Genomic DNA, 12291 nt, shown 5'->3' with positions numbered 1-12291 from the left:
TTCCATCAAGTAACTAATCTGGAGCCAAAACATGTCTCACGAAGATGAATATCTATCAGTAGAAGAATTAATTGAGATTCAAAAGGAAGAGACTCGCGATATCATTGCAGCATTGCTAGAAGATGGCAGCGATCCAGATTCACTATACGAAATCGAGCACCACCTATTTGCTGAAGACTTCGATACGCTAGAAAAAGCGGTTGTTGAAGCGTTCAAGATGGGCTTTGAAGTTCTTGAAGCTGAAGAAACAGAAGATGAAGACGGCAACAAACTACTTTGCTGTGATGCAACAATGGAATCTGCACTAAACGCAGAAGCAATTGATGCTCAGGTTGAGAAACTGGTTCATCTGGCAGAAAAATACGACATCATTTATGACGGTTGGGGTACTTACTACGAAGGCGAAGATGCGCTTTACCCTGAAGAAGATGATGAAGACGAAGAGTAATCCTCTTATTCAATCTAAGAAGCCAGCGTTTATCGCTGGCTTTTTTGTGCCCTGAAAATGATAACCGCAGGTAACGATAAATAATTCTCATTGAGTTTGTGTGCTTATTGCCTGTAACCCTAAGTTACTTGTGTATATAATGCGTGAAAATTGATCTAGCTCAAGGTAACTATGCAACTCTCACTCGCCGGTTTATGGCAAGTCTCTCCACTGACGGACCTTTCTATCCCACAGGATGACATTACTTTCCCTGCTCCTTTGAGTCAGGTATTGCCTGCTGAGCTGACAGAAGAAGCAATTCGTCAGCAAGAGTGGCACCTGATGCATGACATCGAAGTGGATGAATCCATGATGGCATTCCCAGCGGTAGAAATGGTGTTGGGTGGTGTGGATTTCCATGCTGAAGTGCGTTTAAATGGAGTTGCATTGTTCGACTGTGATGGCTCACAAAGCGTGTACAAGAAAGACATTCGTCCGTTCATGCAGATGGGGCGTAACCGTTTTGAGATTCTGTTCCTTGAGGAAGAAGAAGATCTTCTACTCGATGAAGATAAGCCAGAGTTGTGCTCACTTGCGGATCATGAATACCAAAAGAGTGATGAGCGCTTGGGGGTATGGCAAGAGCCGTATCTACAGTTCATTCGCAATGTGCGTTTAGACCGTGTAGCAACCGAGCAGATTTGGCACCACGGTGGTGGTTGTGAGTTTAAGGTGGATTTGTACTACCAAACTTTTGCGCCGGGTTTAGTATCAGCATCGGTTAAGTTTAATGGGATGACTTACCATATTCCTATTGATGTCCGAGCGGATCATGCGAGTGCTTTATTCCAGATCGAAGCGCCAAAGTATGCCGATCTTAATGATCCCGATCCAAAAGATCTCTACGAACTCGTCGTGGAGTTGGATGGGCAACGCCAAGCATTTACAGTGGCACTTAGCCAAGAGCTCTGTGTTACCCATCTTGTACTTTAAGTTTGGGGATAAAACGCTATAACGTCTTAAGCATCACGACTTCACATGCATCATGCCCTGTTTGTCCTAGCGGGGCATCGAGATGCTCAAAGCCTAGCTTTTCATACAAGCCTACCGCTTCTCTTAGACATTCTGTCGTTTCTAAATAGCACTGCTGATACCCAAACTGTTTCGCTAGCTGTAAGCTCAATGCGACGATGCGTTTAGCTAAGCCGTGTCCTCGCGTTTGAGGTAAGAAGTACATCTTTTGCAGCTCACACACATTTGGCTCACCAGCTAAAGGGGCAAAGCCGCCGCCACCCACAATCTCGCCTTGGTACTCGACTACCCAGTAGGCTGCGCCTTGCTGGTCGTAAACCGAGTACATGTCATCAAGCGTTGGATCTGCCACACCATAACCTTTATCTGCGGTTAAACCGTATTCTGCAGAGACTTTACGAATCACGTCCGCAACTTGCGAGTTATCTGCTTTGGTAAGAGGTCGAAGAACGTATTCCTCAGCCTGGCACACTTTCGTTAGCCCTTTTAGGTAAGTCTCTAGACCAAGTTTGAGTTGCTCTTGCTCGCTGTCATCGAGTTGGGTAAGCAGTTGTTCAAAGAAGCTGTTTTGCTGCTGGTCTAGTTGCGATAACGCCTGTTGCCCTTGTTCTGTAAGCCCGACAAGTTGGCTACGTTTGTCTTTTGGGTTTTCGATGCTCTCAACCAAGCCTAATTTAATCAGACCAGTAACGGTTCGGCTCGCATTGGACTTGTCGACATTAAGCTGCTGTGCCAATTGATTGATGGTTAACGGCTGCAGCTGGATTTCACCTAATGCGTGCGCTTGTACTGGAGTGAGAGCGACATCGCCGCATTGTTTATCGAGCATACCAAGCAATCGGACGGCTTGACGGGAGTAGTGTCGGAGTTGACGAGCATTCATAATCACTTACCTCTGGAAACAAAGTTGCGCACCGCAATTAAATTAATTGCGGTGCGCAACTTTGTCAATGGTAAATGTTATTTTGCTTGTTAGGAGGCGTATTGAGCCTCCATGTTTAAGCGTGTTGGTGTAGACAAAATTGTGGTGCTTGGTTATCTGATTTACGCATCCATACTTTCTCGTGGAAGTAGTAAGCCACTGTGTTCAAGCTTGGCTCTAGCATCGCCATAATACCGCCGACAAACGCATCACCTGTTAGTAAGTAAACCACGCTAAACGCAACACTGAAGTGGATAGTGGCAAAGCTTGCGGTTTTTAATTTGGTCATCCACTGACGAGCTTTAAGCGCTGGGACTTTTGCCCATGCCTTTTCATGAAAGTAGAAAGCGACGGTGTTCACTGAAGGCTCAATCATGGCAATTAAACTACCAATTAGAATGTCGCCAGTAAGCACGTAAGCGACACTAAACGCGATAGTAAAATGGAGTGCTGCAAAGGTTAGTGTCTTTTTCATGATAATTACTCAATCGTTGTGTTGTTTCGATAGGTCTATTATTGAGAATTATTATCATTAAATCTAATGGGCAGTTAAGATTAGTTTGATAGGTAAAAACTATTAAATAGGAGGGGAAGTAGGAGAGAAGAGCGAATATCTTTGAAAGCTTTCCTAGCGATAAAATGCAAAAAGGGTTGATGCTTTCACACCAACCCTTTGATTCTTTTACTCTAGTCTTTAGCGATTAAAGTGCAGCGATCGTTGTCTTCTGCTCTTCTAGCTTAGCTAGCGTCTCTTTGTAGCCTTCAAGTTTCTCACGCTCTTTAGCAACAACTGCTTCAGGAGCTTTCGCTACGAAGCCTTCGTTACCTAGTTTGCCTTCGATACGCTTGATTTCGCCGTGAGTTTTCTTGATTTCGCCATCTAGACGAGCAAGCTCAGCGTCTTTGTCGATCAGACCCGCCATTGGGATCATCAGCTCAGACTTAGCAACCAATGCTGTTGCACACGCTGGCGTTTCTTCGTCAGCAGCAAGTACGCGTACAGATTCTAGTTTCGCTAGAGACATCAGTACTTGTTTGTTTGCTTCTAGACGCGCTGCGTCTTCTGCGTTTGCAGCTTTCAGCATAACGTCAAGCGGCTTACCTGGGTTGATGTCGTATTCAGCACGTAGGTTACGGATGCTGGTAATGAACGCTTTCACCCATTCAATATCGTCTAGCGCTTCTTGGTTGAAGTTTGCTTCGTCGAATTGAGGCAGTGCTTGCAGCATGATTGTCTCGCCTTCTACACCTTCAACTAGTGGCTTGATGCTTTGCCAGATAGTTTCAGTGATGTAAGGAATCACTGGGTGAGCTAGACGTAGAGTCTTCTCAAGAACCGTGATTAGTGTGCGGCGAGTACCACGCTGTTGCGCTTCAGTACCTTTCCATAGAACTGGTTTAGTTAGCTCTAGGTACCAGTCACAGAATTGGTTCCAGATGAATTCGTAAAGCGTGTTAGACGCCATATCTAGACGGAAGTTGTCGATATGGTTGTTGAACGCTTTCGCTGCAAGTTCAAACTGAGACTCGATCCACTTGTCCGCTAGTGAGTATTCAATCTCACCACCGTTGAAGCCACAATCTTGCTCTTCTGTGTTCATCATTACGTAACGGCTTGCGTTCCATAGTTTGTTACAGAAGTTACGGTAACCCTCAAGACGCTTCATATCCCAGTTGATATCGCGACCTGTTGATGCCATTGCTGCAAGAGTGAAACGTAGTGCGTCTGTACCGTATGCTTCGATACCGTTTTCAAACGTCTTACGAGTGTTCTTCTCGATCTTCTTCGCTAGCTGAGGCTGCATCATGTTGCCACAACGCTTCTCTACTAGAGACTCTAGGTCGATACCATCGATCATGTCGATTGGGTCAAGTACGTTACCTTTCGACTTAGACATCTTGTCGCCGTTTTCGTCACGGATTAGACCAGTAACGTAAACTGTCTTAAATGGTACTTGTGGTTTGCCGTTTTCGTCTTTCACGAAGTGCATGGTCATCATGATCATGCGCGCAACCCAGAAGAAGATGATGTCGAAACCAGTTACTAGTACGTCTGAAGGGTGGAATACTTTCAGATCGTCAGTTTGCTCTGGCCAACCTTGAGTACCGAACGTCCATAGTGCAGAAGAGAACCATGTATCCAGTACGTCTTCGTCTTGGTGAAGTTCAATGACTGACTCTAGGTTGTTGTTCTTACGAACTTCTTCTTCGTCACGACCTACGTAAACGTTGCCTTGGTTGTCGTACCAAGCTGGGATGCGGTGACCCCACCATAGCTGACGAGAGATACACCAGTCTTGAACGTCACGCATCCAAGAGAAGTACATGTTTTCGTATTGCTTAGGAACGAATTGGATGTCGCCGTTTTCTACTGCTTCAACCGCTGTTTTCGCTAGAGGCGCAGTACGTACGTACCATTGGTCAGTTAGCATTGGTTCGATAACCACGCCACCACGGTCGCCGTAAGGAACTTGTAGATCGTGATCTTTCACTTCTTCAAGTAGACCTAGCTCGTCGAATTCAGCAACGATAGCTTTACGAGCAGCAAAACGTTCCATACCGTGGTACTTAGCTGGTAGCTCAGTGCTGTAAGCGTCGCTTGCTTCGCCGTTGGTGTTGAATACTTCAGAAGCGTCACGGATGTTCGCGTCGAAAGTCAGAATGTTGATCATTGGTAGCTGGTGGCGCTTACCAACTTCGTAGTCGTTGAAGTCGTGCGCAGGTGTGATTTTCACACAGCCAGTACCTTTTTCCATATCTGCGTGCTCATCGCCCACGATTGGGATGCGACGATCAACGATAGGAAGGATGATTTCTTTACCGATAAGATCTTTGTAACGTGGATCTTCCGGGTTAACTGCAACACCAGTATCGCCTAGCATGGTCTCTGGACGAGTCGTTGCAACAACGATGTAGTCTTTGCCATCTGCTGTTTTAACGCCATCTGCTAGTGGGTAGCGGAAGTGCCACATGTTGCCTTTAGTGTCTTTGTTCTCTACTTCTAGATCTGAAATCGCTGTGTGTAGCTTTGGATCCCAGTTAACTAGACGCTTACCGCGGTAGATTAGATCGTCTTCGTATAGACGTACGAACACTTCTTGAACAGCGTTAGATAGACCATCGTCCATCGTAAAGCGCTCACGATCCCAGTCTACAGATGCGCCAAGACGACGAAGCTGCTTAGTGATAGTGCCGCCAGATTCGCCTTTCCATTCCCAGATTTTGTCGATGAAAGCTTCACGACCGTAATCGTGTTTTGTTTTGCCTTCTTCTGCAGCGATCTTACGCTCAACAACCATCTGAGTTGCGATACCTGCGTGGTCCGTACCTACTTGCCAAAGAGTGTTTTTACCCTTCATGCGCTCACAACGGATAAGCGTATCCATGATCGTATCTTGGAACGCGTGGCCCATGTGTAGGCTACCAGTGACGTTCGGTGGCGGGATCATGATGCTGTATGATTCTTTAGTAGTGTCACCGTGTGGCTTAAAGTAGCCTTTCTCTTCCCAAGTCTGATACAGAGCTTGTTCGATTGAAGTTGGGTTGTATGTCTTTTCCATAGCGCTCTTTTAATGGATACGTTGATGGTTGAATCTAAGTCAATCTTTATAAGTGAACTCTCTGAGTGGAGAGCTTAACTATAAGGATTGACCGTTAAGGATATTGAATTTCGATCGTTTGCAGTTGATAACCTGCCTGACGGTAAATTTTATACCTTTCTCTTGCGAGCTGTTTAGCTTTTTCTTCGCAAGGCACGAAGTCTACCACTTGAGCAAACTTGTTCGCAAAGGTTGTCTCATTTTCCGCCAAATTAATTACCAGCTGACGATTCCAATTAGGTTTTACACCTTCATGGCCGATTTCAATATTGGTGGCGTATTTCGGTCCTTCGCCTACAAGATTATGTGCCATGAACTTGTCTGCATCAATTTGCCAAAAGGCTTCGGCGAGCTGCTCGGCGTGCGGTTTGTCTTGGCAGTTCAGATACACTTTTGCGCCTTGGCGAGCAAAGTGCTGAGCCAAAAACACGATGTATTCCTCAAAGCCAGTCACCGTTGCTTGTGGGCTCTCTTCGTTAATGATGTAGAAGGTTGCAGTTTGCATCATTCTCTCGCTTGCCGTTGGTCTCTTCCTAAGACCATCTTAAATCCGATTTTCAATCAAGAAAATCGAGGTAATAAAAAAGGGCCTTGCGGCCCTTTTAGATGTTGTTCAGAAATTACTCTTCTGTCTCTTGGCCGCTGCGGTTCAAAAGGAATTGGACAAGCATTGAGACAGGACGACCCGTTGAGCCTTTCGCTGCGCCTGATTTCCACGCAGTACCTGCGATATCGACGTGTGCCCAGTTGTACTTTTTAGCAAACTTAGACAGGAAGCAACCCGCAGTGATAGTACCAGCAGGACGACCACCGATGTTTGCCATATCAGCAAACGGGCTCTTCAATTGTTCGTGGTACTCGTCTGCCATTGGTAGACGCCATGCACGGTCACTTGCTTGCTCAGAAGCGTTTACTAGCTCATGAGAAAGTGGGTTGTGGTTAGAAATTACGCCGCTAATATGGTGGCCTAGTGCGATAACACAAGCACCAGTTAGCGTTGCAACGTCTACTACACAGTCTGGTTCGAAACGCTCTACGTAAGTCAGTGCGTCACAAAGAACAAGACGACCTTCCGCATCCGTGTTCAGAACTTCTACGGTTTGACCTGACATGGTTGTTAGGATATCACCTGGACGGTAAGCGTTGCTGCCTGGCATGTTTTCACAGCCTGCTAGAACACCAATAACGTTAATTGGTAGGTTTAGCTTCGCTAGCGCTTTCATTGTACCGAATACAGATGCTGCACCACACATGTCGTACTTCATCTCATCCATACCTTCACCAGGTTTTAGAGAGATACCGCCTGAATCGAACGTCAGACCTTTGCCGACTAGTACGATAGGTTTTGCTTCTGATTCTGGGTTACCTTTGTATTCGATAATCGACATCATTGATTCGTTCTTCGAACCACGACCTACTGCTAGGTAAGATGTCATGCCCAGTTTTTCCATCTCCTGCTCACCAATGATCTTGGTGGTTACAGTTTCGTAATCGTCAGCAAGGCGACGTGCTTGAGAAGCAAGGTACGCTGGGTTTGCGATGTTTGGTGGCATGTTGCCAAGATCTTTTGATGCTTTCACACCAGATGCGATAGCTAGACCGTGAGTGATTGCTTTCTCGCCTAGGTTTAATTCACGACGCGTTGGTACGTTGAATACTAGCTTACGCAGTGGACGACGAGTTTCTGGCTTAACGCTCTTGAACTGATCGAATGTGTAAAGACCATCTTTAGTCGCTTCTACTGCCTGGCGAACTTTCCAGTAAGTATCACGACCCTTAACGTGTAGTTCAGTTAGGAAACATACTGCTTCCATAGAACCTGTTTCGTTAAGTGTGCTGATCGTCTTTTGAATGATTTCCTTGTACTGGCGCTCGCCTAGCTCACGTTCTTTACCACAACCTACGAGTAGAACGCGCTCTGACAAAACACCTGGTACTTGATGCAGTAGCAGCATCTGACCAGGTTTACCCTCTAGATCACCACGGCGAAGTAGTGAACTGATGTAACCGTCACTGATTTTATCAAGTTGCTCGGCTACTGGAGAAAGGCGACGTGGTTCAAACACACCAACAACGATACATGCGCTACGTTGTTTCTCTGGACTGCCACTTTTAACACTGAACTCCATGCGTACTCCTACATCCTGAAGACAAATTGCTCTAAATGTTAGATAATGATCGCTTACTTGTTGAATTTAAGCTCAGGTCTTACCAACAGAGCTGATTTAAGCGCTAACATCTAGTTTATAATTTTTAAAAAAATAAATGGTTCAACGGGAAACTATAGTGATTCGACCAAAAAAACAAGTTTTGTATAGGTAATTTCAGCGTGATTATTGTTAGATATTTGATCCGCGAAACACTCAAGAGCCAATTTGCGATTTTCTTCGTGCTTTTTTTGGTGTTTGTGAGCCAGAAGTTTATCAGTGTTCTTGCTGATGCTTCGGACGGGGATATTCCTGCTGGGTTAATTTTCTCAGTTGTTGGTTTAAACATGCCAGCAATGGGGCTATTAATGCTGCCATTAAGTTTGTACATCGGCATATTGATCACATTTGGTCGTTTATATGCGGAAAGTGAAATCGTGGTGATGAATGCGACGGGTATCGGGAATAAGTTCCTGGTACAAGCTGCGTTGTACTTGGCGATCATCACATCGGGTGTGGCAGCGTTCAATGCATTATGGCTATCGCCTTGGTCACAAGACCGTGTTGAGCAACTTTATGAGCAAGTCGCGGCAGAAAACAGTGTCGACTTATTGAAGAAAGGTCAGTTCCAAGGCACGCCAGATGGTTCTTCGGTTGTCTTTATTGATGACATCAAAGACAGCACGTTAAGTAATGTGTTTGTAGCACAGATGCGTCCGCGTGATTCCATCTTACCAAGCGTGATGTTTTCCTCTTCTGGTGAAGTAAAAGAACTGTCGGATGGGCGTCAGATCATCACTATGCATGAAGGTACGCGCTATGAAGGTGTGCCGACTCGTGTTGAATACATGGTTACTAAGTTCGATCAGTACGAAGGTTTGATTGGTCAGCGTGAAGTGAAGCAAAAAGGTCGTGATTGGGAAGCGTACCCAACGGCAGACCTGATTGGTCACCCTGATCCTGAAGCGCAGGCTGAGCTGCAATGGCGTATCTCGTTGTTCGTGTGTATTCCACTATTAACGATGCTGGTTATTCCTTTGTCGGCAGTGAACCCGCGCCAGGGACGCTTTGCTAAAATGGGGCCGGCTATCTTGATTTACTTGGCGTACTTCCTTGCGATTAGTGCAACGAAATCCGCGCTAGAAGATGGTGCTATTCCTGCTGCTATTGGTATGTGGCCAATTAATGCCATGTTATTGATTGTCGCTATCTTGGCTAACATGATGGACAGTGTTCCAGCTCGACGAATTAAAGACAAATTCCGCAAGAAGAGGCTCGCGTAAGCTGTGTTCAAACTCTTAGACCTTTACATCGGTAGAACGATTATCTCTACCACAGCCTTGGTTCTGGCGACTTTCGTCGGCTTGTCGGGCATCATCAAGTACGTAGAACAGTTGCGTAAAGTTGGTCGTGGTGCTTACGACCTAATGCACGCGCTTTACTTTGTTTTGCTGAGTATTCCTCGCGATATCGAAATGTTCTTCCCAATGGCGGCGCTGCTGGGAGCCTTGATTGGTTTGGGCATGCTTGCTTCAAGTTCTGAACTTGTGGTTATGCAAGCCGCGGGTTTCTCTAAGTTGGATATCGGCTTATCAGTACTTAAAACCGCAGTACCCTTAATGCTTATCGTTATGACGCTCGGTCAATGGGGCGCACCAGAGGCGCAAAAGATGGCGCGTGACCTACGTGCATTTGCTCTATCTGGCGGTAGTATTGTGTCGGTGCGGGCTGGGGTATGGGCTCGTGATGCCAACGACTTCATCTTTATCGGTAAAGTGGAGGATGACAAACTCTACGGCTTGAACATGTGGCGTTTCGATGAAGATAAGAACTTAGACAAAGTTATCTTCGCAGAAGAAGTCGACTACCAACAAGATAACAACTGGTTGATGCGTTATGTCCAAATCACCGATATGGAAAATGAAAACGTCATTACCAAGCGCGATTTAGAGCAGATGGAATGGCACACCTCATTAGCACCAGATAAGTTGGCGGTGGTAACGGTGAAACCAGAAGAGCTTTCTTTAAGTGGCTTATATGACTATGTGACCTATTTGAAAGCCTCGGAACAAGATGCTTCGCGTTATGAACTCGCATTTTGGCGCAAGCTATCTCAACCACTCTCTATCGCAGTAATGATGCTGATGGCGTTGTCGTTTGTTTTCGGTCCATTGCGTAGTGTCACCATGGGTGCAAGGGTGCTCTCAGGGGTAGTTGCAGGTTTTACCTTCTACATATCCAGTGAGTTCTTTGGACCTCTGACCTTGGTATATGGCATTCCGCCAGTGTTCGGCGCATTAGCCCCTAGCTTAGTGTTTCTAGCAATTGCGGTATCCTTGCTAAGAAGAAAGCTGTAGGTTTTCAAAAACGATAAACATAAAAAAGGAAGGCACTGTGCCTTCCTTTTTCTATTCTGCTTGCGCGGTTTCGCTATTTTGCTTTCGGCAAGACGACGACTTCGGTTTTTGCCCAAATGTCGTGGAAGCCACGTTTTTGTGGGTCGATTGGCACAGTCAAGTTAGCCAAACCAAAGCCCGACGTACCTAAACGAATTAAAGCCTGAGTAACTGTAATTGGCGCACCATCCTTACTGTTACGAATTTGCATTTTCCAAGCTCGCATGCCCAGTGTTTGTCCTGCGCGGGTCCAGAAGAATACAAAGAAGTAGATCCACACCACAGCCAGGTACAGCGTGAACAATGGGCTTAGAACTGGATGCTTTCCTAGCATATCTGCTGCATCCACATATTCCCCATAACTCAGCAAGCCTGCCGCATTAAGCGCAAAAACAATCGCCATTACTACGCCTGCTGCCATCATCTCAATCGCTAGGATGATCAGCGTGTCGTAAAACAATGCTGCGAGTCGACGGAAAAAGCCCGCTGGTGGAAGAGTTGTAGAAGTCGTCATAATTCCATCACTTACCTTTAAAATTGTGCGTCAGAATATAGATTCCATTAGCTTGTGAAAAGAGAGCTAACGCACAGAGTCTTCAATTGTGGGTAAATCACAAGTTTGAATACGACTCTATCGCTAATCAACTATCCAACAAAGTAACCGAGTTCAAACTTCCTATCATGCAATCTGTGAAAGCATCAAACATGGGTTACTTTGCTTAGAACACAAGATTACGAATGATGTGATAGAGGTACAAGATGATCGTAATTACAGGCGCGAGCAGTGGCTTAGGTGCGCAGTTAGCTAAGTTGTATGATGCTCAAGGCGAAGAAACACTGTTAACCGGTCGCAGCGAAAAGAAGTTAAATACGCTTGCCCAACACCTCTCGAGTAAAGCTCAGGTAAGAAGTTGCGATCTTATCGACGCATCTCAAGTCGAGAAGTTGTTTGATGAGTTGCCTCAAGTGCCTTCAACTCTGATTCATTGTGCGGGAAGTGGTTATTTTGGTTTGTTAGCCGAGCAAGACCCGCAAGAGATTCAAAAGCTGATTGAAAACAATCTCACTTCAGCAATTCATGTCTTAAGAGAGTTGGTAAAGCGTTATCAAGATCGACCGGTAAATGTTGTGATGGTGATGTCGACAGCGGCACAACAGCCTAAGGCACAAGAATCGACCTACTGTGCGGTGAAGTGGGCTGTCAAAGGTTTGATTGAATCCGTTCGTATGGAATTAAAAGGCAAACCAATGAAAATTATCGCAGTGTATCCTGGAGGTATGGCGACTGAGTTTTGGGAGACGAGTGGCAAGTCTTTAGACACCAGTAGTTTTATGAGCGCAGGTGATGCAGCGCGGATGATTCATGGTGCGCTATCAAATATCGGTAATGGTTACGTTTCGGATATTACCGTTAACCGTTTATAGGACTGAATGGTGGTATTACAACAAAGCAAAATGGCAGACTGAGCTAAGATGAGATCTCCTTTGTCACACTTTGTGGCGAAATTATCAGCAAACGATAGTTATTTAAGGTTTTTCTGCTTGCGCAGGTCAAAAGCTTACGTATAATGCCAACCATCAAAGGGCAATAGCCCAGAGATGCCGGTGTGGTGAAATTGGTATACACGACGGATTCAAAATCCGTTGCCTTCGGGCGTGGCGGTTCAAGTCCGCCCACCGGTACCATATTCCAAGACAGAGCCTCGACGAAAGTCGGGGCTTTGTTGTATCTGAGGTTTGTGAATTCAAATCCAGCGTGGCGGCAGGA

Annotated in this window: 11 protein-coding genes and 1 tRNA gene; 6 read left to right on the top strand and 6 right to left on the bottom strand. The window is 45.8% G+C overall.

The features are described from left to right. Positions 1-31 precede the first annotated feature (31 nt). Together rraB and MHO32_RS14790 are read left to right on the top strand one after the other, a co-directional pair. Entirely contained in the window at positions 32-448 is a 417-nt protein-coding gene (rraB, locus tag MHO32_RS14795; RefSeq protein ID WP_005432867.1) for a ribonuclease E inhibitor RraB, read from the top strand. Between the two features lie 171 nt (positions 449-619). Further along, entirely contained in the window at positions 620-1420 is an 801-nt protein-coding gene (locus MHO32_RS14790) for a glycosyl hydrolase 2 galactose-binding domain-containing protein (RefSeq protein ID WP_049538237.1), read from the top strand. Between the two features lie 16 nt (positions 1421-1436). Here the strand turns inward: MHO32_RS14790 and MHO32_RS14785 are convergent, their stop codons facing one another. The 5 genes from MHO32_RS14785 to pepA all read right to left on the bottom strand — a co-directional run bounded on the left by MHO32_RS14785 (position 1437) and on the right by pepA (position 8109). Continuing rightward, a complete protein-coding gene (locus MHO32_RS14785; RefSeq protein WP_074050835.1) occupies positions 1437-2342 on the bottom strand; it encodes a bifunctional helix-turn-helix transcriptional regulator/GNAT family N-acetyltransferase in 906 nt (301 codons plus the stop codon). A gap of 115 nt (positions 2343-2457) precedes the next feature. Further along, positions 2458-2856 (bottom strand): DUF2061 domain-containing protein, encoded by a 399-nt coding sequence (locus tag MHO32_RS14780; RefSeq protein ID WP_005432839.1) that lies wholly within the window; start codon positions 2854-2856, stop codon positions 2458-2460. A 226-nt stretch (positions 2857-3082) separates the two neighbouring features. Then, entirely contained in the window at positions 3083-5941 is a 2859-nt protein-coding gene (locus tag MHO32_RS14775) for a valine--tRNA ligase (RefSeq protein WP_005432830.1), read from the bottom strand. A gap of 94 nt (positions 5942-6035) precedes the next feature. After that, positions 6036-6485 carry a DNA polymerase III subunit chi gene (locus MHO32_RS14770; RefSeq protein ID WP_009703970.1) on the bottom strand — a complete coding sequence of 150 codons (450 nt, stop codon included), beginning with the start codon at positions 6483-6485 and terminating at the stop codon, positions 6036-6038. A gap of 115 nt (positions 6486-6600) precedes the next feature. After that, positions 6601-8109, bottom strand: coding sequence for a leucyl aminopeptidase (pepA, locus tag MHO32_RS14765; protein WP_005432840.1), 1509 nt, complete (start codon positions 8107-8109; stop codon positions 6601-6603). 200 nt (positions 8110-8309) lie between these two features. On the opposite strand from pepA, the gene lptF reads away from it, so the two are divergent. Beyond that, positions 8310-9410, top strand: coding sequence for an LPS export ABC transporter permease LptF (gene lptF, locus MHO32_RS14760; RefSeq protein WP_005448809.1), 1101 nt, complete (start codon positions 8310-8312; stop codon positions 9408-9410). Between the two features lie 3 nt (positions 9411-9413). Then, positions 9414-10484, top strand: coding sequence for an LPS export ABC transporter permease LptG (gene lptG / locus MHO32_RS14755; protein ID WP_005441983.1), 1071 nt, complete (start codon positions 9414-9416; stop codon positions 10482-10484). Positions 10485-10557: 73 nt separating this feature from the next. Here lptG and MHO32_RS14750 read toward each other — a convergent pair whose 3' ends face one another. After that, positions 10558-11037 carry an RDD family protein gene (locus MHO32_RS14750; RefSeq protein ID WP_005448808.1) on the bottom strand — a complete coding sequence of 160 codons (480 nt, stop codon included), beginning with the start codon at positions 11035-11037 and terminating at the stop codon, positions 10558-10560. Positions 11038-11282: 245 nt separating this feature from the next. On the opposite strand from MHO32_RS14750, the gene MHO32_RS14745 reads away from it, so the two are divergent. Both MHO32_RS14745 and MHO32_RS14740 read left to right on the top strand, forming a co-directional pair. Next, positions 11283-11948 (top strand): SDR family NAD(P)-dependent oxidoreductase, encoded by a 666-nt coding sequence (locus MHO32_RS14745; protein WP_101961041.1) that lies wholly within the window; start codon positions 11283-11285, stop codon positions 11946-11948. 176 nt (positions 11949-12124) lie between these two features. Next, positions 12125-12209 (top strand) — tRNA-Leu (locus tag MHO32_RS14740). Positions 12210-12291 lie beyond the last annotated feature (82 nt).

It is taken from the genome of Vibrio sp. MMH1-50 (assembly GCF_022347645.1).
GTDB classification, from domain to species: domain Bacteria; phylum Pseudomonadota; class Gammaproteobacteria; order Enterobacterales; family Vibrionaceae; genus Vibrio; species Vibrio harveyi.
The sequence above is the reverse complement of the archived record's forward strand: the minus strand, read 5'-3'. Positions and strand labels throughout refer to the sequence as shown.

Excerpts from the sequence above, each read along its gene's own strand:
- rraB (WP_005432867.1), top strand. The coding sequence starts at position 32 with ATGTCTCACGAAGATGAATATCTATCAGTAGAAGAATTAATTGAGATT.
- MHO32_RS14790 (WP_049538237.1), top strand. The coding sequence starts at position 620 with ATGCAACTCTCACTCGCCGGTTTATGGCAAGTCTCTCCACTGACGGAC.
- MHO32_RS14785 (WP_074050835.1), bottom strand. The coding sequence starts at position 2,342 with ATGAATGCTCGTCAACTCCGACACTACTCCCGTCAAGCCGTCCGATTG.
- MHO32_RS14780 (WP_005432839.1), bottom strand. The coding sequence starts at position 2,856 with ATGAAAAAGACACTAACCTTTGCAGCACTCCATTTTACTATCGCGTTT.
- MHO32_RS14775 (WP_005432830.1), bottom strand. The coding sequence starts at position 5,941 with ATGGAAAAGACATACAACCCAACTTCAATCGAACAAGCTCTGTATCAG.
- MHO32_RS14770 (WP_009703970.1), bottom strand. The coding sequence starts at position 6,485 with ATGCAAACTGCAACCTTCTACATCATTAACGAAGAGAGCCCACAAGCA.
- pepA (WP_005432840.1), bottom strand. The coding sequence starts at position 8,109 with ATGGAGTTCAGTGTTAAAAGTGGCAGTCCAGAGAAACAACGTAGCGCA.
- MHO32_RS14750 (WP_005448808.1), bottom strand. The coding sequence starts at position 11,037 with ATGACGACTTCTACAACTCTTCCACCAGCGGGCTTTTTCCGTCGACTC.
- MHO32_RS14745 (WP_101961041.1), top strand. The coding sequence starts at position 11,283 with ATGATCGTAATTACAGGCGCGAGCAGTGGCTTAGGTGCGCAGTTAGCT.